This window comes from Streptomyces sp. enrichment culture, from assembly GCF_964272895.1.
Taxonomy (GTDB): domain Bacteria; phylum Actinomycetota; class Actinomycetes; order Streptomycetales; family Streptomycetaceae; genus Streptomyces.
The window spans coordinates 7,239,736-7,259,772 of sequence record NZ_OZ186832.1; the positions used below are offsets into that span (position 1 = coordinate 7,239,736).

Annotated in this window: 15 protein-coding genes and 1 pseudogene; 12 read left to right on the plus strand and 4 right to left on the minus strand. The window is 71.7% G+C overall.

Going from position 1 to position 20,037, the window contains the following annotated elements; genetic code table 11:
- The first annotated feature begins 82 nt into the window (after positions 1 to 82).
- Complete coding sequence (locus tag ACSU6M_RS32285; protein WP_437074572.1) at positions 83 to 1,333, plus strand: hypothetical protein; 1,251 nt, start codon at positions 83 to 85, stop codon at positions 1,331 to 1,333.
- Positions 1,334 to 1,366: 33 nt separating this feature from the next.
- Here the strand turns inward: ACSU6M_RS32285 and ACSU6M_RS32290 are convergent, their stop codons facing one another.
- Entirely contained in the window at positions 1,367 to 1,846 is a 480-nt protein-coding gene (locus ACSU6M_RS32290) for a flavin reductase family protein (RefSeq protein WP_437074574.1), read from the minus strand.
- A gap of 120 nt (positions 1,847 to 1,966) precedes the next feature.
- Here ACSU6M_RS32290 and ACSU6M_RS32295 point away from each other — a divergent pair, with 120 nt between their 5' ends.
- Positions 1,967 to 3,064, plus strand: a complete 1,098-nt coding sequence (locus tag ACSU6M_RS32295; RefSeq protein WP_437074576.1) for a barstar family protein — start codon at positions 1,967 to 1,969, stop codon at positions 3,062 to 3,064.
- 170 nt (positions 3,065 to 3,234) lie between these two features.
- Complete coding sequence (locus tag ACSU6M_RS32300; RefSeq protein WP_437074578.1) at positions 3,235 to 4,458, plus strand: cytochrome P450 family protein; 1,224 nt, start codon at positions 3,235 to 3,237, stop codon at positions 4,456 to 4,458.
- Here ACSU6M_RS32300 and ACSU6M_RS32305 read toward each other — a convergent pair.
- Complete coding sequence (locus ACSU6M_RS32305) at positions 4,439 to 4,897, minus strand: DUF1877 family protein (protein ID WP_437074580.1); 459 nt, start codon at positions 4,895 to 4,897, stop codon at positions 4,439 to 4,441. The genes ACSU6M_RS32300 and ACSU6M_RS32305 overlap by 20 nt on opposite strands.
- A 265-nt stretch (positions 4,898 to 5,162) precedes the next feature.
- Here ACSU6M_RS32305 and abc-f point away from each other — a divergent pair.
- From abc-f to pntB, 8 genes and pseudogenes are all read left to right on the plus strand, one after another.
- Positions 5,163 to 6,826, plus strand: a pseudogene (gene abc-f, locus ACSU6M_RS32310) (ribosomal protection-like ABC-F family protein).
- A 732-nt stretch (positions 6,827 to 7,558) separates the two neighbouring features.
- The gene (locus ACSU6M_RS32315) at positions 7,559 to 9,022 is read left to right on the plus strand and encodes a xanthine dehydrogenase small subunit (RefSeq protein ID WP_437074582.1); all 1,464 of its coding nucleotides are present in this window, start codon (positions 7,559 to 7,561) and stop codon (positions 9,020 to 9,022) included.
- On the plus strand, positions 9,019 to 11,442 hold the full coding sequence (xdhB, locus tag ACSU6M_RS32320) for a xanthine dehydrogenase molybdopterin binding subunit (RefSeq protein ID WP_437074583.1): 2,424 nt from the start codon (positions 9,019 to 9,021) through the stop codon (positions 11,440 to 11,442). The genes ACSU6M_RS32315 and xdhB overlap by 4 nt, the downstream gene beginning before the upstream one ends.
- A gap of 1 nt (position 11,443) precedes the next feature.
- Entirely contained in the window at positions 11,444 to 12,259 is an 816-nt protein-coding gene (xdhC, locus tag ACSU6M_RS32325) for a xanthine dehydrogenase accessory protein XdhC (protein WP_437074585.1), read from the plus strand.
- Positions 12,260 to 12,403: 144 nt separating this feature from the next.
- Positions 12,404 to 13,099, plus strand: coding sequence for an ester cyclase (locus ACSU6M_RS32330; RefSeq protein ID WP_437074587.1), 696 nt, complete (start codon positions 12,404 to 12,406; stop codon positions 13,097 to 13,099).
- 86 nt (positions 13,100 to 13,185) lie between these two features.
- A complete protein-coding gene (locus ACSU6M_RS32335; RefSeq protein WP_437074588.1) occupies positions 13,186 to 13,929 on the plus strand; it encodes a restriction endonuclease in 744 nt (247 codons plus the stop codon).
- Positions 13,930 to 14,160: 231 nt separating this feature from the next.
- Complete coding sequence (locus ACSU6M_RS32340; protein WP_437074589.1) at positions 14,161 to 15,723, plus strand: Re/Si-specific NAD(P)(+) transhydrogenase subunit alpha; 1,563 nt, start codon at positions 14,161 to 14,163, stop codon at positions 15,721 to 15,723.
- A 6-nt stretch (positions 15,724 to 15,729) separates the two neighbouring features.
- Positions 15,730 to 17,196: a Re/Si-specific NAD(P)(+) transhydrogenase subunit beta gene (pntB, locus tag ACSU6M_RS32345; protein WP_437074591.1), complete on the plus strand. Its 1,467-nt coding sequence runs from the start codon at positions 15,730 to 15,732 to the stop codon at positions 17,194 to 17,196.
- Between the two features lie 187 nt (positions 17,197 to 17,383).
- Here pntB and ACSU6M_RS32350 read toward each other — a convergent pair whose 3' ends face one another.
- Together ACSU6M_RS32350 and ACSU6M_RS32355 are read right to left on the minus strand one after the other, a co-directional pair.
- Positions 17,384 to 18,142: a class E sortase gene (locus ACSU6M_RS32350; RefSeq protein ID WP_437074593.1), complete on the minus strand. Its 759-nt coding sequence runs from the start codon at positions 18,140 to 18,142 to the stop codon at positions 17,384 to 17,386.
- Between the two features lie 243 nt (positions 18,143 to 18,385).
- On the minus strand, positions 18,386 to 18,982 hold the full coding sequence (locus tag ACSU6M_RS32355) for a TetR/AcrR family transcriptional regulator (RefSeq protein ID WP_437074595.1): 597 nt from the start codon (positions 18,980 to 18,982) through the stop codon (positions 18,386 to 18,388).
- A gap of 114 nt (positions 18,983 to 19,096) precedes the next feature.
- Here ACSU6M_RS32355 and ACSU6M_RS32360 point away from each other — a divergent pair, with 114 nt between their 5' ends.
- The gene (locus ACSU6M_RS32360) at positions 19,097 to 19,978 is read left to right on the plus strand and encodes an NAD(P)-dependent oxidoreductase (protein ID WP_437074597.1); all 882 of its coding nucleotides are present in this window, start codon (positions 19,097 to 19,099) and stop codon (positions 19,976 to 19,978) included.
- Positions 19,979 to 20,037 lie beyond the last annotated feature (59 nt).

Below are 20,037 nucleotides of genomic sequence, written 5' to 3' on the forward strand. Positions count from 1 at the left end.
CCCGGCCATCACCGCCGAAACCGCCCCGCCCCCGCCCACGCGGTCAACTGCCCGCAGTCCAGAGCAACATCAGGAGCCGACGATGGATGACGAGATCGAGCTGATCAGTGACGGCGACGGCCTGGCGGTCATCGGAAGCCCCACGGCCGTCGAGCAGTTCCTCGCCTCCGAAGGACTGCCGTCGAAGGACCTCGGACTGCCGAGGCTCGGCTCCGCCTTCAGTGCCATGGCCGGAGCCGCACAGACGGGTTCCGAGATCGCGGCCAACTCGGGCCGCTGGGTGCAGTTGACCGAGAAATCCGCGCAGGCCCTCAAGAAGTACGAGCTGATGAAGGGCTCGCAAGCGGGGCTCAGCCGTGCCGTGCTGACCAAGAACGGCAAGATCAAGGGACTCCTGGAAGTGGTGCGGACCCCCGGATCGAGGCTGGGCAACCCGGCGTTCCTGTCCGGTGCCGCGGGGCTCATGGCGCAGCTCGCGATGCAGCAGGCCATGGACGAGGTCACCGACTATCTCGCCGCGATCGACGAGAAGGTCGACGACGTTCTCCGCGCCCAGAAGGACGCCGTGCTGGCGGACATGATCGGAGCGGGCTTCGTCATCGAGGAGGCCATGACGGTCCGTGATCAGGTGGGGCGGGTCTCGGAGATCACCTGGTCGAAGGTGCAGGCCACCTCGTTGACGATCGCCCGGACCCAGGCGTACGCGCTGCGTCGACTCGACGCGCTCGCCGAGAAGATGGAGCACCGGACCAAGCTCGGTGATCTCGCCCGATCGACCAAGGAGGCCGAACCGGCGGTTCGCGAGTGGCTCGCCGTGCTGGCCCGCTGCTGCCAACTGCACGACGCGATCGCCGTACTGGAGCTCGATCGCGTGCTGGACGCGACCCCGGACGAGCTGGACCGCCACCGCCTGGCACTGCGCGCTGCCCGCCAGAACCGGAGGGAACTCATCTCCCGGACCACCGAGCGCCTGCTGGCCCGCGTGGACGCCGTCGTCGACACGGCCAACACCAAGGTGCTGCTGCACCCGACCACGTCCCCGGCCGTGGTGCACGCGAGCAACCATGTCGCGGTCGCCGTCGTCGACTTCCACGGTCGGCTCGGGATCGAGCGCGACCGGGAGTCGCTGGACGCCCGACGGTGGAAGGAGGCGGCCGCGGAGGCGCGGGACAAGGTGCTGGAGACAGGAGCGGAGGGTGTCATCGCCGCGAGGCGCCTGGGCAACGAGACCCTGGACCGAGCCAGATCGGTGACGGGCAAGCTCTCCAGCGGCCTCGCCGAGCGGGTGCTCCGCCGGCGCCCGGACGACGAGAACCGGGCCGAGGAGCCCTGAGACGCCTGCCGCACCGGCCGCGACCGCGCCCTGTCAGGCGGGATGCCCGGGCTCGATGGACACGGCGTCCGCGAGCCGCAGCAACGGCCGGCCGTCGGTCCCCGGCTGCTCACCGCACTGCTCGGGGCTCAACACGAAGCCGACATGGTCACCCCCGTCGACCTGCTGCAGCACCCTCCCCACGAACCACGCACAGGCGTCCTGGAGCACCGCCGCCCCGCCATACCCGCGCGCCCAGGCCGCCCGCGCGAACTTGTCCACCCGGTGACCGGTCTCTCCCCCGAACAACTCGGCCAGCTCCCGCTGCTCCCGTGCCAGCAGATGAACGGCGAGGAAGTCGGCGCCACGGGCCACCTCGTACGTGCGGTTCACCTTCGACAGCCACACCACGAACCGCACGGGCCGGATCGAGCACTGCGAGGCGAACCCCACAAGACAGCCGGCCCGCTCCTCACCCGCCGTGGCGGTTACGACATACATATCGGGATCGAGCCTGTCGGTGAACGCATCCATACCCCCATGCTCCCGCACGAGGCACCACCACCCGTCTGACGCGCCGACCGAAGCCCTCAGGCCGGATGCCTCCACCCGGCGGCCATGAAAAGGTTTCGCGGTCTTCCCCCCGGTCAGGGGATGATTCCCGGTGTGCAGGAAGGCAGGGGCGCCGGCGGGCAGGGACGATACGCGCTGACGGAATCGGAGAACGGCCATGTCTGGGGCGTCTGCGCCGAGGTGGACGGACTCTTCAGGGAGCCGCGCCGCGGAACGTACGAACTGTTCGGTTGGGTTCCGGAACGAGCCGGGCTACGGGGCTGGCTCGGCGACCGGGTGTGGCTCGTACCGGAGGACACCACGCTCGACGCCTGGCTGCTGGAGGACTCGGAGATCCTCGGGCAGCATGCGTGGACGGATGCCCTCGTGCTCACCGGTCTGGACGACCACCTGGGCCCCCCGGAGGGCCACCGGGCGACGGTCCGTCTGCACAACGAGTACCGATGGCTGGGCTCCTGCCGGGAGTTCGCCCGCGTCCTGCCCGAGGAGCGGGCGGCGCCCCCGCTCGTCCTGCGGGGCCTCGCCCCCAGCGACCTGTTGCGTCGGGCGTTGGCGACGGGAACCCGTCATGCGCTCGACCTGGAGGAAGCCTGGCTGGAGATCCGCGACGACAACGGCGACCGGCTCACCGATCGCCTGCTGCGGCCCAGGATCCGTGCCTGGCACTCCTCGGCCCACGGTCCGGATCTGATCGACCTGGAGCTCGACGAGGAGGTCCACAGACCGGTGGCCGGCCATGCCCGCCCCCTCTGGGACCGCTGGCTCGCCGGCCCACCGAAGAACCCCGGCGCCTGGGCCGTCCTGGGCACCCGACAGCGCGAGAGCTGGCTCGAACTCGTGCGCGAGCGTGGCTGCCGGATCAGGCACCACGACCGGCCGGCCGGACGTGAGTACGAGATGGACGGCCGGCACATCACCGACCGACCGGGCCTCTTCCTGGCACTGGGGGAGGCGGTCAACGGTCCGGGCGGCTACTTCGGTGGCTGCCTGGACGCCGTCGTGGACTGTCTGCGAGGCGACTTCGGCTACAGGGCCCCGGCCACCCTGCTGTGGCGGCACGCCGCCATCGCCCGCCGGCACCTCTCCCACGTCCTGGCACCGGACGGGCAGCCGTACGACCTCGTCGACCTGGTTCTCGAGATCCTCACCGAGGGCGGGATGCGGGTCACCCTCGCGTGAGCCGGCGTGGAGAGCGAGGCCCTGTCTGTCCGTGGGGCCGGCCGTCGACGTGCGCCGCCGTGGTCGGCCAAAGAGGGGCGTGCGGTGGCCGAATCGCGTGGTTCGGGGGTGAGTCGTTGTCGCGGCGAAGGCACGATGGCCGGAGTTTCCGGCCGGAGAGGTGTGCAGCCATGAGCATCGTCGACCTCGCGTCGCTCGGTGAGTCCTTCACCCGCGACCCCTATCCCGTCTACGCCCGGCTGCGGGCGCAGGGCCCGGTGCACAGGATCCGGATGCCCGAGGGCGGCGCGAAGGCGTGGCTCGTGGTGGGGTACGAGGCCGGCCGGGCGGCGCTCGCCGACGGCCGCCTGACGAAGGACTGGAGCAAGGCGTCACCGACCCTGGGTCTGGGTGCCGTCTCGGCGGGGCCGCACATGCTGCGGGCCGACCCGCCGGACCACACGAGGCTGCGCAAGCTCGTGGCACGGGAGTTCACCCCGCGCCGCGTCGACCAACTCGCCCCCAGGATCCAGAAGACGACCGACCTCCTGCTGGATGGGATGCTCACCGCCGACGAGGGGCGCGCCGACCTCGTCGAGGCGCTGTCCTTCCCGCTGCCCATGGCCGTGATCTGCGAGCTTCTGGGGGTTCCCGACCTGGACCGCGAGTCGTTCAGGACCTGGTCGACCGACGCGCTCAGCGCCACCGACCCCGAGACACGGGCGGCCGCCGCCGAGGCGATGGCCCGGTTCATGCGGGAACTGATCGAGGACAAGGGGCGGCATCCCGGCGAGGACCTGATGAGCGCGCTGATCCAGGGCTCGCGCGACGACCCGGACGGTCTGTCCTTCGAGGAACTGCTCGGCACCGCCTGGCTGTTGCTGGTCGCCGGATTCGAGACGACGGTGAACCTCATCTCCAACGGGGTCCTCGCCCTGCTCACCCATCCCGCCCAACTCGCCGCCCTGCGCGCCGATCTCGACCGCATCGACACGGCGGTCGAGGAGATGCTGCGCTACGACGGGCCGGTGGAGACGCCCACCTACCGGTTCACCACCGAGCCGGTCACCCTCGCCGGCACCCCGATCCCCGGCGGCGGCGAACTGGTCCTCGTGGCACTGGCCGACGCCAACCGCGACCCGGCGCGCTTTCCCTCACCCGACCGCTTCGACCTGTCCCGCGACGCCCGTGGGCATGTGTCGTTCGGCCACGGCATCCACTACTGCCTCGGCGCGCCGCTCGCCCGACTGGAAGCGCGCATCGCCATCCGCACACTGCTCCAGCGCTGCCCCGACCTGACCCTCGACATCCATCCGGCCGCGATCACCTGGCGCCCCGGACTGATGATCCGCGGCCCGCGGTCCCTGCCGGTCCGGTTCGGCACGGGCCCACGTCTCAGGCCCACACCGCTTTGACCACGGCGTGGCCCGCCAAGGCCGCCCGTCCGTAGAACCCCTGGAGGTCGCGGTGATGTTCGAGGAGTTCCCGGGCGGTCCAGCCCAGCGCACCGAATCTGGCGCCGACGGCGTTCCACAGCTCGTCGAAGGAGACGGTGGCGAGGAAACGCGCGGCCTGTGACACGCCAGGGGGTTCCAGAAGCATCAGCGGGGGCCGGGAGGGATCGGCGTCAGGGCCGTGCGGCACGGGGCGGCCGCCGTAGATCGGCAGGGTCCAGGGCGCGTCGGCGTCCGCGCAGAGCGTGTCGGCCGCGGCATAGAGGTCGTTGACCGTGTCCCACCCCTTGTTCATCGACCAGGTGAGGCCCGCCGCGTACTCGGCGAAGTGCTCGTCCCAAGCCTCGGACATGAACGCGGCGAGCCATGTGTGGTCGTCCCGGATCTCGGACTCGGGCACGGCGCGAAAGTGCAGGTAGAGGCTCACTACGACGGGTCCCTCAACTCGGCGGCCCACCTGTCGGGCCGAACGGGGAGAACCTACGTCAGGTCGCCGACAGCCAGGTGCGGGGGACTGGCACCGTGACCCCGAAAACGCATTGAGGCGAGACGGTTCGTCTTGTTATGGTGGGGGCATGGCTTTCCTCTTCTTCGTCTGAGTCCGGGCACGGCCGATGCGCCGTTTCTGCCGCCCGTCGACCCTTCGTACCCCCGGGGAAAGTCCTATGCGCGACCGCGCACGCACCACCCTGCCCGCCACCGCCCCTGCCGCCGTGGCGCAGCTGTCCGTCAAGAACGTCACCAAGTCCTACGGCACCCGTACCGTCCTCGACCAGGTCTCCTTCACCGTCCGGCCGGGGGAGAGGGCGGCCGTCGTCGGTGAGAACGGTTCCGGGAAGTCCACCCTGCTGCGGCTGCTTGCCGCGGCCGAGACGCCGGACGCCGGGGAGATCACCGTCGACTTCCCCGGAGGCACCGGCCACCTCGCCCAGACCCTCGACCTCGACGAGACCCGCACCGTGCAGGACGCCGTCGACCTCGCCCTGGCCGACCTGCGCGACATGGAGCGAGCACTCCGTGCGGCAGAGGCGTCCCTCGGGGAGGCGTGCGACGAGGAGCTCACCGCGTACGGCGAGCTGCTGACCGCGTACGAGGAACGCGGCGGATACGCGGCGGACGCGCGGGTGGATGCCGCGATGCACGGGCTCGGGCTCGCCGGGATCACCCGCGACCGCCCCCTCGGTTCGCTCTCCGGCGGCGAGCAGTCACGGCTCGCGCTCGCCTGCGTCCTGGCCGCCGCCCCCGAGCTGCTGCTGCTCGACGAACCGACGAACCACCTCGACGCCACGGCCGTGCGGTGGCTGGAGGAACACCTGCGCGCCCATCGCGGCACCGTCGTCGCGGTCACCCACGACCGCGGCTTCCTGGAGCGCGTCGCCACCACGATCCTCGAGGTCGACCGCGAGGAGCGCACCGTGCGCCGGTACGGCGACGGCTGGGCCGGCTACCGGGCCGCGAAGGCCGCCGCCCGACGCGGCGCGCAGCAGCGGTACGCGGACTGGCTTGAGGACGTGACCCGCACGGAGGACCTGCTCGAGGCCGCGGGCAGGCGGCTCGCCGGCACCGGCCGCGACCCGAAGCAGGGCTTCGGCAAGCACCGCCGCTCCAGCGAGGCGAAGCTCGGCGGGCAGGTGCGTGCCGTGCGGGAACGCCTGGCCCAGCTGCGGCGCCACCCGGTGGCCGAGCCGCCGGCACCGCTTCGCTTCACCGCGGCCCCGGCCACGGCAGGCGGCCCGGCGCACGGCCCCCTCGCCGAGCTCGACAACGTATCGGTCGGCGACCGGATGCGTCTGGAAGGGCTCCTGTCGATCGCGCCCGGCCAGCGGCTGCTCGTCACGGGCGAGAACGGCGCGGGCAAGACGACGCTGCTGCGCGTCCTGGCGGGCGACCTGGAGCCCGACGCGGGCACGGCGCGCCGCCACGCCCGGATCGGCTACCTCGCGCAGGAACTGCCCGCGCGCTCCACACGGCTCCCGCTGCTGGCCGCGTTCGCCGCCGGGCGGCCCGACCGCCGGAGGAGCACGCCGACCGGCTGCTGGCCCTCGGGCTGTTCCGTGAGGAGGATCTGCACGTCCCGGTCGCCGCCCTGTCCGCGGGACAGCAGCGGCGGCTGCAGATCGCGGCCCTGGTGACCCGGCCCGCGGACCTCCTCGTCCTCGACGAGCCGACCAACCACATCGCGCTCGACCTGATCGAGGACCTTCAGACCGCGCTCTCCACGTACCCGGGAGCGGTGGTCGCCGTCTCCCACGACCGCGGCTTCCGCGCACGCTTCGACGGCGAGGAGCTGGAGCTGCGCGCCGGGCGGGCGGCGGCGAGCGGACACTGACCGCCGCCCTCACCCCGTGACGCGAGGCGCGCCCCGCCCCGGCAGCCCGGTCCCGAGGCCGGTCGGACGGCCGTGGGCGGGGCCGCGGCCCACCGCGCACCTCGACTCACCAGCGCACCGCGGCCCACCGGTGCACCGCGACTCACCTGCGCACCAGACTCACCCGCGCACTGCGACTCACCTGGCACCGCGACTCACCCGCGCACCGCGACTCACCGGCACACCGCGACTCACCGGCACACCGCGCCCCACCAGCGCACTGCGACCCACGCGCACACCGCGCCCCCCCCCGCACACCACGACCCTCCCGCCCCGGCGACCCCGGCCCGGCGCAGGCCGACGCCACCCCGAACCTTGCGATTCGGATGAGCTTTCGATGAACCGGCGGCAAACTCTTGACCTCGGTGACCTGTGCCACTAACTTGCGCTAGAAGTCGATCCACAGCCAGCGAAAGGAGGCGATCGACAGATGTACACCAGCTCTGATCTCGGTCGCCTCGCCCGCCGCACGGTCTGGGTTCCGGGTCGCATCGCACACGGCTGCTGAGTACGCCGTTCCGCTGTGCCCTGCGCGGCACATCTCGGGTCTCCCGTCCTCCTCTCCCGGCACATCGCTGCCGCGTGTCTTCGTGCGCCCGTTCCTCTGACGTGGCGCCTCTGAACACAGAAAGCTGCCTGAAAATTGGCGAACATCATGTATCGATCCGTCGCGCACCGAAACGAGGGCCTGTCGTGGTAGGGGCGCGGATCACGGTCAATGGGGAAGAAGCACCGATCTCACCGGCCGCGCCGCACACCACGGTGCTGGACTATCTGCGCGAGCGCGGCCTGACCGGCACCAAGGAGGGCTGCGCCGAGGGCGAGTGCGGCGCCTGTTCGGTCCTGGTCGCTCGTCCCGGCGTCAACAAGCCCACCGACTGGGTGGCGGTCAACGCCTGTCTGGTCCCGGTCGCGGCGCTCGACGGTCAGGAGGTCGTCACCGCCGAGGGCCTGGCCACCCCCGGTGACCCCGGACAGCAGCCGGCGCTGCACCCGGTGCAGCACGAGATGGCGGTCCGAGGCGGCTCGCAGTGCGGCTACTGCACGCCGGGATTCGTCTGCAGCATGGCCGCCGAGTACTACCGGCCCGACCGCTGCGCGCACGGCGCGTCGGACGACAGCGCCGACGCCGAGCACGGCCCCAACGGCTTCGACCTGCACGCGCTGAGCGGAAACCTGTGCCGCTGCACCGGCTACCGACCGATCCGCGACGCCGCGTTCGCCGTAGGGGAACCCACCGACGACGACCCGCTGGCGCAGCGCCGTGAGCAGGCGCCGCCCGCGCCGGTCGCCACCGAGTACGCCCAGGGCGACAGCGTGTTCGTGCGCAGGAGCACACTGGCCGAAACCCTGGAGCTGCTGCGCGAGCGGCCCGACGCGGTCGTGGTCGCCGGCTCCACCGACTACGGCGTCGAGGTCAACATCCGCTCCCGCAGGGCCGAATGCGTCGTCGCCATCGACCGGCTGCCCGAACTTCGGGAGCTGCGGGTCGAGTCCGACCACATCGAGATCGGGGCGGCGCTGACGCTCACCGAGATCGAGCGCCGCCTCGACGGCACCGTACCGCTGCTGGCCGAGCTGTTCCCGCAGTTCGCCTCCCGGCTCATCCGCAACGGCGCCACCCTCGGCGGCAACCTGGGTACCGGCTCGCCCATCGGCGACAGCCCGCCGGTGCTGCTCGCGCTGGAGGCGTCGGTGGTGCTCGCCGACGCCGACGGCGAGCGGGAGGTCCCGCTGGCCGAGTACTTCACCGGCTACCGGCAGAGCGTGCGCCGGCCCGGTGAGCTGATCCGCGCGGTGCGCATCCCGCTGCCGCTGTCGCCGGTCACGGCCTTCCACAAGATCGCGAAGCGGCGCTTCGACGACATCTCCAGCGTGGCGGTCGCCTTCGCGCTGGACATCCAGGACGGGACCGTCCGCAAGGCCCGCATCGGCCTGGGCGGCGTGGCCGCCACCCCGATCCGGGCCCTCGCCACCGAGGCGGCCCTGGAGGGCCGGGCCTGGTCGGCGGAGACCGTCGAGGCCGCGGCCCGGGTGCTGCGGGGTGAGGGCACGCCGATGGACGACCATCGCGCCAGCTCCCTCTACCGTTCCGCGATGCTCGGCCAGAGCCTGCTCAAGCTGTATGCACAGACCACCGAGGCGGTGTCGTCATGAGTCATCTGTCCGAGCGTCCCGAGAAGCCGGTCGTCGGCGTCTCGATGCCGCACGAGAGCGCCGTCCAGCATGTGACCGGCACCGCGCTCTACACCGACGACCTGATCCACCGCACCAAGGACGTGCTGCACGCCTACCCGGTCCAGGTCATGAAGGCCCACGCCCGGATCACCGCGCTGCGCACCGAGCCCGCGCTCGCCGTGCCCGGCGTGGTCCGGGTGCTGACCGGCGCCGACGTGCCCGGCGTCAACGACGCCGGCATGAAGCACGACGAGCCGCTGTTCCCCGACGAGGTCATGTTCCACGGCCACGCCGTCGCCTGGGTGCTCGGCGAGACCCTGGAGGCGGCCCGGCTCGGCGCCGCGGCCGTCGAGGTGGAGCTTGAGGAACTGCCCTCACTGATCACCCTGCAGGACGCGATGGAGGCGGGCAGCTACCACGGTGCCCAGCCCCTGATGGTGCACGGCGACATCGACGCCGGCTTCGCCGACTCCGTGCACGTGTTCACCGGCGAGTTCCAGTTCGCCGGTCAGGAGCACTTCTACCTGGAGACGCACGCGGCGCTGGCCCAGGTCGACGAGAACGGGCAGCTGTTCATCCAGAGCAGCACCCAGCACCCGTCGGAGACCCAGGAGATCGTCTCGCACGTGCTCGGTGTGCCCGCCCACGAGGTGACCGTGCAGTGTCTGCGGATGGGTGGCGGCTTCGGTGGCAAGGAGATGCAGCCGCACGGGTTCGCGGCCGTCGCCGCGCTCGGCGCCAAGCTGACCGGCCGCCCGGTCCGGTTCCGGCTCAACCGGACCCAGGACATGACCATGTCCGGCAAGCGCCACGGGTTCCACGCCAAGTGGAAGATCGGCTTCGACGCCGAGGGCCGTATCCAGGCCCTCGACGCCACCCTGGTCGCCGACGGCGGCTGGAGCCTGGACCTGTCCGAGCCGGTCCTCGCCCGCGCGCTGTGCCACATCGACAACACGTACTGGATCCCCAACGCACGCGTCGCCGGCCGTATCGCCAAGACCAACACGGTCTCCAACACCGCCTTCCGCGGCTTCGGCGGGCCCCAGGGCATGCTGGTGATCGAGGACATCCTGGGCCGCTGCGCGCCGCAGCTCGGGCTGGACCCCATGGAGCTGCGCGAGCGCAACTTCTACCAGCCGGGCCAGGGCCAGACGACGCCGTACGGACAGCCGGTCACGCAGGCCGAGCGGATCTCCACCGTCTGGCAGCAGGTGCAGCAGAACGGCGGCATCGCCGACCGCAAGCGGGAGATCGCCGCCTTCAACGCCGCGCATCCCGACACCAAGCGGGCCCTCGCGATCACCGGCATCAAGTTCGGCATCTCGTTCAACCTCACCGCCTTCAACCAGGGCGGCGCGCTGGTGCTGATCTACAAGGACGGCTCCGTCCTGATCAACCACGGCGGCACCGAGATGGGCCAGGGCCTGCACACCAAGATGATGCAGGTGGCCGCGACGACGCTGGGCATCCCGCTGCACAAGGTGCGCCTCGCCCCGACGCGCACCGACAAGGTGCCCAACACCTCCGCCACCGCCGCCAGCTCCGGCGCGGACCTCAACGGCGGGGCCATCAAGAACGCCTGTGAGCAGCTGCGCGAGCGCCTGCTGCAGGTGGCCGCCTCCCAGCTGGGCGCCAACGCCTCGGACGTGCGCATCGTCGAGGGCGTCGCCCGCGCGCTGGGCAGCGACAAGGAGCTGGCCTGGGACGACCTGGTGCGCACCGCGTACTTCCAGCGCGTCCAGCTCTCGGCGGCCGGCTACTACCGCACCGAGGGGCTGCACTGGGACGCCAAGACGTTCCGCGGCTCGCCCTTCAAGTACTTCGCCTACGGCGCCGCGGCGACCGAGGTCGAGGTCGACGGCTTCACCGGCGCGTACCGCATCCGGCGGGTGGACATCGTCCACGACGTCGGCGAGAGCCTGTCCCCGATGATCGACATCGGTCAGGTCGAGGGCGGCTTCGTGCAGGGCGCGGGCTGGCTGACGCTGGAGGACCTGCGCTGGGACACCAGCGACGGCCCGAACCGCGGCCGGTTCCTGACCCAGGCGGCGAGCACCTACAAGCTGCCGAGCTTCTCGGAGATGCCCGAGGAGTTCAATGTCACGCTGCTGGAGAACGCCACCGAGGAGGGCGCGGTCTACGGGTCCAAGGCGGTCGGCGAGCCTCCGCTGATGCTGGCGTTCTCGGTGCGCGAGGCGCTGCGGCAGGCCGCCGCCGCGTTCGGTCCGGGCGGGGCGCCCGTCGAGCTGGCGTCGCCCGCCACGCCCGAGGCGGTGTACTGGGCGATCCAGGAGGCGCGCCGTGGCCACGCCGAGCGCGACGGATCCGCCGTCATCGGCCGCTCCGGGGCCGTCGACGGGCGCAGCCGCGCCGACGCGGAAGCGCTGAGCGGTGCCTGACATGACATGGGTCGCCGCGGTCGCGCGGTTGCGAGCACGCCGGGAGCCCGGCGTGCTGGTGACCGTCGCGACCGTGCGCGGCCACGCCCCGCGTGACGCCGGTGCCAAGCTCGTCGTGGGGCGGACCGAGACATGGGGGTCGATCGGGGGCGGCAATGTCGAGGCCGTCGCGATCGACCGGGCCCGCGAGATGATCGGCGCGTCGAAGGCGGAGCCGGAACTGATGGATTTCGCCCTGAACGACAAGGTGACCAACCAGCACGGCGTGCAGTGCTGCGGCGGCACGGTCGCGGTGCTGCTCGAACCGCTGCCGGTGGTACCGGCGGTGGCGATCTTCGGCGTCGGGCACGTCGGCCTGGAACTGGCGCGCATCCTCGCCCGCCAGGACCTCGAACTCCATCTGATCGACAGCCGCGCCGACATCCTCACCGAGGAGCGGCTGGAGGTGCTGGCGGACGCGGTCGCCCAGGTGCATGTGCATCACACCCCGCTGCTGCCGGAGGAGGTGCTGGAGGAGCTGCCGCGCGGCACCCACATGCTGATCATGACCCATGATCACGCCGAGGACGCCGCCCTGTGCGACGCCGCCCTGCGCAGCACCCACCTCGGCTCCATCGGTCTGATCGGCTCGTCGGCCAAGTGGGCGCGGTTCCGCAAGGTCCTCACCACCGAGGGAGGGCACGACGAGGCCGCCATCGGCCGGATCAAGACCCCCATCGGGCTGCCCGACATCACCGGCAAGGAACCCGCGACCATCGCCGTGAGCGTCGCCGCCGATCTGCTGCGCATGTTCGAAGACCGAGGAGACGATCAGTGACGCGGGGCGTCCCCCGGGACGCCCTCCTCGTCGAGGGGCGGCACAGCTGCGGGCCGGTGCAGAACAGGCAAGGGGCAGAAGGTCGGATATAGCCTGGAGTCACCCAACTGGCCGGCATGTGCCGCTCACCGTCAGGAGGGCCTCATGACCTTCGTCCAGCTCATCGACTGCAAGACCAGCGACGTCGATCAACTCAACCGGCTGATGGACAGCTGGGTGGAAGCGACCCAGGGCAAGCGGACCGCCACCCACTCGATCGTCGCCCGCGACCGCGCGGACACGGCCCATGTCGTCGAGATCGTGGAGTTCCCGTCGTACGAGGAGGCGATGAAGAACTCCAACCTCCCCGAGACCAACCGCATCTTCGAACAGCTCGTCGCCGCCTGCGAGGAGACGCCCACCTTCACCGACCTGGACGTGGTCCAGGACCACCAGCTCAACAAGATCGTCGTACGCCGCTTCTTCGACGAGGTGATCAACGCCAAGAACCTCGACCTCGCCGACGACCTGTGCACCGACGGATACCGCGAGCACGACCCCGCCCTCTCCACCTACGACGTGGACCTCGCCCAGGCCAAGCGGGAGAACGGCGAGATCCTGGAGGCGTTCGGTCCGCGGATCACCGTCGCGAGCATGATCGCCGAGGGCGACCTGGTCAGCTGCCGCCTCACCTACGAAGGCCGACACACCGGTGCCTACCAGGGCATCGAGCCCACCGGCCGCAACGTCGCCGGCACCGGCCACGCCACCTTCCGCTGCGAGGGCGGCAGGATCGCCGAGAGCTGGTGGAACTGGGACGACCTCGGGCTGCTGCGCCAGATGGGCGTCCTGGACACCTGAGCCGCCGCGGACCCTCCCACGCAGGGGCGCGGTTCCCCCCTCAGGGTGAACCGTCGGTTCGAGGGCATACGGCCTGAGTGATCGACGTGTCCATCAGAAGGGGGGACCGCCCCACCGTGACGCTGCCCGCACCTCGCATACGTCGCACCGGCGGCCGGCGCTTCGAACTGCGCGCGACCGCCGTCTATTTCGGCCTTCTCGCCCTCGTCGTGTGTGCGGCGGGGCTCACCGCTCGAGTGCTGCTGGACGCCGTCCAGCGGCGGCCGGTCTGGGCCGCGGCCCTGGGCCTGGTCGCCGTCGCCTGCGCCTCGGCCGTGCGGCGCAGGCGACGGCGGGACCTCGCCGCCCGCGCCGTGCGGCAGGCGGCCGCGGCACTGGAGGTGGGCAGGGACACCGCGCTGGAAGCCCTGGAGCCACCGGCCCCGGAGGCGCAGCGAGAGGTCGCGATCGACTTCGACGCCCTGGACGCGCAGGAGTTCGAGCAGGCCGTGGCCGCGCTGTGCGCGCGCGACGGGTGCACCGGGGTCGAGGTCGTCGGCGGTGCGGGCGACCTGGGCGCCGACGTCCTGGCCGTGACGCCCGACGGGCGGCGGCTGGTCATCCAGTGCAAACGGTACGGCGCCGAACACCGGGTCGGCTCGCAGGAACTGCAACGCTTCGGCGGCACCTGCTACACCGTGCACGAGGCCGATGTGGCCGTCCTGGTCACCACCAGCGACTTCACGACGCCGGCCGTCGAATACGCCGCACAGTGCGGGATCGTCTGCCTGGACCGGGACGCGCTGCGGGTGTGGAGCGAGGGGACGGGACCGGCTCCGTGGCTCTCCTGAACCGCAGGGGCGTGCGCGCGGCGGCGGGCGACGTCCAGGGCGCCGGTACCCCTCGCAGGCGGTCCGGACGTCTTTCGGCCGGAAGCGCAAGGTGAAAGAGGTCACCGCCGGTCGGCGTTGGCCCGTACACGTCGCTCGGGTTACGTTCCTGCGATCCGGGGGCAGGACGACGTCACCCCACCGAGCGCAGATCTCCCTTTCGCACCCGCCTTTCGAAGAGAGACACAGGACATGTCTGCTGAACGCTCACACCATCCACCGCGCCGCGTCGGCGTCGTGGCCGAGTCGGTCTCCGGGGAGACCCGGGTCGCGGCGACCCCGGCGACGGTACGACTGATCCTGGGCCTCGGCTACGAGGTCGTCGTCGAGTCCGGAGCCGGCGAGGCATCGGGCTTCGACGACCAGGCGTACACCGACGCCGGAGCACGGATCGGGGAGGCATGGGACGCGGATGTCGTCCTCAAGGTGAACGCCCCCTCCGAGCCGGAGATCCGCCGGCTGCGAGGGGGCGCGACCGTGGTCGCCCTGCTGAGCCCGGCGCAGAAGCCCGAACTGCTCCAGGCGCTCGCCGACGCCGAGGTGACCGCCCTCGCGCTGGACGCGGTGCCGCGCATCTCGCGGGCCCAGTCGATGGACGTGCTGTCGTCGATGGCGAACATCGCCGGCTACCGCGCGGTCATCGAGGCGGCGCACGTCTTCGGACGGTTCTTCACGGGCCAGGTCACCGCCGCGGGCAAGGTGCCGCCGGCGAAGGTCCTGGTGGCCGGCGCGGGCGTGGCCGGCCTCGCGGCCATCGGCGCCGCCTCCAGCCTCGGCGCGATCGTCCGGGCCACCGACCCGCGGCCGGAGGTCGCCGACCAGGTGAAGTCGCTGGGCGGCGAGTACCTGCCGGTGAACGCCGCCCAGGAGACCAGCACCGACGGCTATGCCAAGGCGACCTCCGCCGACTACGACCGCGCGGCGGCCGAGCTCTACCGCGCGCAGGCCGAGGACGTGGACATCGTCATCACCACCGCCCTGATCCCGGGCCGGCCGGCGCCGCGCCTGCTGACGGCCGAGGACGTGGCCGTCATGAAGCCGGGCAGCGTCATCGTCGACATGGCCGCCGCGATGGGCGGCAACGTCGAGGGCACGGTGCCCGGGCGCAGCGTGGTCACCGACAACGGCGTCACCATCATCGGCTACACCGACCTCGCCTCCCGGCTCCCGGCCCAGGCGTCGCAGCTGTTCGGCACCAACCTCGTGAACCTGCTCAAGCTGCTCACCCCGGGCAAGGACGGGCAGTTGACGATCGACTTCGACGACGTCGTCCAGCGGGCCGTGACCGTGGTGCGCGACGGCGACGTCACCTGGCCCCCGCCGCCGGTCGCCGTCTCGGCCGCCCCCGCCCCCGCCGCCGCACAGCCCGCGGCCGCACCCGCGGCACCCGAGCCGGAACAGCCGAAGCTGACGCCCGTGCGGCGCTTCGCCCTGATCGGCCTCGGCATGCTCGCCCTGTTCCTGCTGGTGGCCTTCGCCCCCGCCCAACTGGCGGGCAACTTCACGGTGTTCACGCTGGCCGTGGTGATCGGCTACTACGTCATCGGCAAGGTGCACCACGCGCTGCACACCCCGCTGATGTCGGTGACCAACGCGATCTCCGGGATCGTCGTGATCGGCGCCCTGCTGCAGATCGGGCACGAGAGCCGGCTGGTCACCACGCTGTCCTTCGTGGCGATCCTGCTGACGAGCGTCAACATCTTCGGAGGCTTCGCCGTCACCCGCCGCATGCTGTCCATGTTCTCGAAAGGCTGAGCCGAGATGACGTCCCTGACGGCTTCACACGCTGCCGACCTGGTCGCCGCCCTGCTCTTCATCCTCAGCCTGGCCGGCCTGTCCCAGCACCGCACCTCCCGCGCCGGCGTCGTCTACGGCATCGCCGGCATGGCCCTCGCCCTGGTCGCCACCGTCGTCCTGGCGGCGCAGAGCATCACGGCCGGAGCGGTCGCGCTGATCGTGCTCGCGATGGCACTCGGCGCGTTGATGGGCCTGTGGCGGGCACGCCGCGTCGAGATGACGCAGATGCCCGAACTGATCGCGGTCCTGCACAGCTTCGTCGGCCTCGCCGCGGTGCTGGTGGGCTGGAACAGCTACCTCCAGGTGGAGGCCCACGGCACGGCGCAGACCGAGGTCGCCGCCGACCTGCTGCGCATCCACCACGCCGAGGTGTTCATCGGCATCTTCATCGGCGGGGTCACCTTCACCGGCTCGATCGTCGCGTACCTCAAACTCGCGGCGCGCATCAAGTCCCGTCCCCTGACGCTGCCGGGCAAGAACGCCCTGAACGTCGGCGCGCTCGCCGCGTTCGTCGGACTGACCACCTGGTTCACCGTCAGCCCGAGCCTGCCCCTGATGATCGCGGTCACCGTGCTGGCGCTGGCGCTCGGCTGGCACCTGGTCGCCTCGATCGGCGGCGGCGACATGCCGGTCGTCGTCTCCATGCTGAACAGCTACTCGGGCTGGGCGGCGGCCGCGGCCGGCTTCCTGCTCGACAACAACCTGCTGATCGTCACCGGCGCGCTCGTGGGCTCCTCCGGCGCCTACCTGTCGTACATCATGTGCAAGGCGATGAACCGGTCCTTCCTCTCCGTCATCGCGGGCGGCTTCGGCATCGAGGCGCCCTCCGGCCCCGCCGAGGAGCAGGGCGAGCACCAGGAGGTACGGGCCGCGGAGGCGGCCGAGATGCTGGCCGGGGCCCGCTCGGTGATCATCACCCCCGGATACGGCATGGCCGTCGCCCAGGCCCAGCACCCCGTCGCCGAACTGACCCGGCGGCTGCGCGAGCAGGGCGTCGAGGTCCGCTTCGGCGTCCATCCCGTCGCCGGCCGGCTGCCGGGGCACATGAACGTGCTGCTGGCCGAGGCGAAGGTGCCCTACGACATCGTCCTGGAGATGGACGAGATCAACGACGACTTCGCCGACACCTCGGTCGTCCTCGTCATCGGCGCCAACGACACCGTCAACCCCGCCGCCACCGACGACCCGGCCAGCCCGATCGCCGGTATGCCGGTGCTGCGGGTCTGGGAAGCCGAGCAGGTCATCGTCTTCAAACGCTCCATGGCCTCCGGCTACGCCGGTGTGCAGAATCCGCTCTTCTTCCGCGAGAACACCAGCATGCTCTTCGGGGACGCCAAGCAGAGCGTGGAGGAGATCCTGCACGCGCTCGGCCCCGACTCCCGGCGCGGCACGGACGCGGCGGCAGGCCGGACGACGGTGCCGAGCCACTGACAGCTCGTCTCGGCAGGCGCGGGCCGACTCGCCGGCTTCGGCGGGCGTGGGGCCGACTCGTCGACCAGGTGACCACCTCACGCAGGTGGTCGCCGGTCGGACACACTCCGCGCCTGCCGAAGCCTGCGGCCGCTGAGCGGCGTACGCACCGTGCCGGGCCGGCGGCTCCGGGCTCGGCGGCCCGCCGTCAGCCGGAGCCTGCGGGGTCCTTCGCCGCCGAGACGAGGGTTCCTATCTTGTCGATGCGGTGCTCGGGGTTGTTGCGATCGTCCCGCCAGAAGTTCCCCGCCGCGTTGTCCTCAAGGGTGGCGCAGGTCGATATCGTGATCATGGCCTGGGTGGGTGTCTGCCCCGGCTTGCCGGGCACCGCGGCACGCTGCTCCTCGAGCGAGCGCGGGGAGCGGAACGACGTCCACCGCGACGCCGTGATCTCGTAGGTGTAGAGCGTGTCGCCGAGCCGGACCCGTACGGTGTCGCCCTTGTCCAGGTCGGGCAGGTCGCGCAGGGGGCCGCCCGCGCTCAGCCGGTGCGCGGTGACGAGATAGTTGCCCTTCTCGCCGGGGCCGACGCCCCCCTGCTCCCCGTAGGGACTCGCGCCCACACCCCGGTCCTGGATCCGCGTTCCGGGCCAGTCGTCGGTCGTCCCCTCGTACGGAACGATCTTCAGGTCCCGCACGCCGATCGCGGGGATGCTGAGGAAGGCCGGCGTGCTGCGGGGGTCGACCGCGGGCTTCGGGCTGGGGGAGGGGGTGGCCGCCGGGGCGGCGGGTGCGCTGTGCCGTGCAGCCGCTTCGGCGGTCAGGACCGGCGACGGGGACGTCCGGGCCGGCTCCGGGCGGGGTACGGGGGCTCCGCTTCCGGCGCCCGGTTCACCCGCCGCGCAGCCCGCGACGAGAGCGAGCAGCCCGGCGGCCAGGGCCGCCCCGGTGGCGCGGATGATGATCATGGTTCTCCCGACCGGCGGCCGGATCTGGGTCGGGGAGCGGGGAGCCGGTCGCCTAGCAGGGAAAACGCGTCAGCGGCGCCCCGTGTTCCCCGCCCGCCGGGTTCCGTGCCGAGGCAGGGCGCCTCGCAGTCTCCCGCCCCCCAGGACCGCAGGCGTCCGTGCCGGGGCAGGGCGCCTCGCAGTCTCCCGCCTCCCCAGGACCGCAGTCGTCCGTGGTCCCAGGGTGAGGGGCGAGCGCCTGCCTCAGCCTCTGCCGCCGGGCGGCGACTGGATCCCGTACGAGCGTACGAGCCGGGCGAGCTGCCGGCCTGCCACGAGCAAGGGCTCCTCGCTGCGGTTGACCTGCGCGGTGACCTCGGCGCCCTCCAGGGCGGAGATGACGATGCCGGCCAGTTCCCCGGCGCTGTCGGAGGGGAAGCCGCAGCGCAGCAGCTTGTCCCGGACCAGGTGCTCCCAGCTGCGCAGTGCGCCGGCGCACGCCTGCTGGATCTCCGAGTCGGTGCCGAGCGTCTCCAGCGCCGCGGCCGTGACGGGACAGCCGTCGATCCAGCCCGACTCGCGCAGTTCGTCGGCGAGTTGCCGTGAGCAGGCCGCCACCGCGTCCGCCGCGTCCTCCTCGCTGTCCAGTGCCGTGCGCAGGAGCGACGCGAACTCCTCGCTGCTGTGCTTGATCGCGGCGACGGCGACGGTCTCCTTGCCGCCCGGGAAGAAGTGGTAGACGGAGCCGAGGGTGGCCTGCGCCTCCTGGGCGATCTGCTTGATTCCCGTGCCGACGTACCCCTGCCGCTGGAGCAGGCGTGCCGCGGCGACGACGATCCGGTCCCGTGTGCTGGTCTGCATGCGGCCACCCTACCGCCCACTGAGTAGAGCGTTCGTTTTAGAGCTGTGGTACGTTTCTTCCGCGCCCTAAATAGAGCGCTCGTTTTAGTCATGACAGCGAGGGGTGGAGATCTCATGAGCAGCACCAAGCAGTCGGTCACCGTCATCGGCCTCGGTCCCATGGGGCAGGCCATGGCCGGCGCCTTCCTCGACCGCGGATACGGCGTCACCGTCTGGAACCGCACCGCGTCCCGCGCGGACGCCCCGGTCGCGCGAGGGGCGGTGCTCGCGCCGAGCGTGCAGGAGGCCCTGGCCGCCAACGAGCTGGTGATCCTCAGCCTCACGGACTACGACGCCATGTACGCCACGCTCGAACCGGCCGCGGACGCACTGGCCGGCCGCGTCCTGGTGAACCTGAGTTCCGACACACCGGAGAAGGCCCGTGCCGCGGCCCGCTGGGCAGCCGAGCGGGGCGCCGTCCAGCTGACCGGCGGCGTCACCGTGCCGCCCTCCGGGATCGGCCGGGCCGAGTCGTCGACCTTCTACAGCGGCCCGCGTCAGGTCTTCGACCGGCACCGGTCCGCGCTGGAAGTCATCACGGGGCGGACCGACCACCGCGGAGAAGACCCCGGCATGGCCGCGCTCATGTACCAGATCGGCATGGTCATGTTCTGGACGTCCATGCTGAGTTACTGGCAGGCGATCGCCCTGGCCGACGCCAACGGCCTGAAGGCGGCGGACATTCTGCCGCACGCCGTGGAGACCGCGAACTCGCTGCCCGGGTTCTTCTCCTTCTACGCCGAGCGCATCGACTCCGGTCGGCACGTCGGCGACGTGGACCGCCTCGCCATGGGAACGGCCAGCGTGGAGCACGTCCTGCACACCAACGCGGACGCGGGAGCCGACACCACGCTTCCGGCCGCGGTCGTCGACCTCTTCCGCCGCGGCATGGACGCCGGCCACGCCGCGGACAGCTTCTCCGCCCTGGTGGAGCTGATGAAGAAGGGCGAGGCGTAGCGGAGTCGGCCCTCCGAGGGGCGCGGTGGGCCGACTCCGGGCACCGGCCGGAGCCGTTG

Coding starts and splice junctions, on each gene's coding strand:
- ACSU6M_RS32285 (WP_437074572.1), top strand. CDS start 83: ATGGATGACGAGATCGAGCTGATCAGTGACGGCGACGGCCTGGCGGTC.
- ACSU6M_RS32290 (WP_437074574.1), bottom strand. CDS start 1,846: ATGGATGCGTTCACCGACAGGCTCGATCCCGATATGTATGTCGTAACC.
- ACSU6M_RS32295 (WP_437074576.1), top strand. CDS start 1,967: ATGATTCCCGGTGTGCAGGAAGGCAGGGGCGCCGGCGGGCAGGGACGA.
- ACSU6M_RS32300 (WP_437074578.1), top strand. CDS start 3,235: ATGAGCATCGTCGACCTCGCGTCGCTCGGTGAGTCCTTCACCCGCGAC.
- xdhB (WP_437074583.1), top strand. CDS start 9,019: ATGAGTCATCTGTCCGAGCGTCCCGAGAAGCCGGTCGTCGGCGTCTCG.
- xdhC (WP_437074585.1), top strand. CDS start 11,444: ATGACATGGGTCGCCGCGGTCGCGCGGTTGCGAGCACGCCGGGAGCCC.
- ACSU6M_RS32330 (WP_437074587.1), top strand. CDS start 12,404: ATGACCTTCGTCCAGCTCATCGACTGCAAGACCAGCGACGTCGATCAA.
- ACSU6M_RS32340 (WP_437074589.1), top strand. CDS start 14,161: ATGTCTGCTGAACGCTCACACCATCCACCGCGCCGCGTCGGCGTCGTG.
- pntB (WP_437074591.1), top strand. CDS start 15,730: ATGACGTCCCTGACGGCTTCACACGCTGCCGACCTGGTCGCCGCCCTG.
- ACSU6M_RS32350 (WP_437074593.1), bottom strand. CDS start 18,142: ATGATCATCATCCGCGCCACCGGGGCGGCCCTGGCCGCCGGGCTGCTC.
- ACSU6M_RS32355 (WP_437074595.1), bottom strand. CDS start 18,982: ATGCAGACCAGCACACGGGACCGGATCGTCGTCGCCGCGGCACGCCTG.
- ACSU6M_RS32360 (WP_437074597.1), top strand. CDS start 19,097: ATGAGCAGCACCAAGCAGTCGGTCACCGTCATCGGCCTCGGTCCCATG.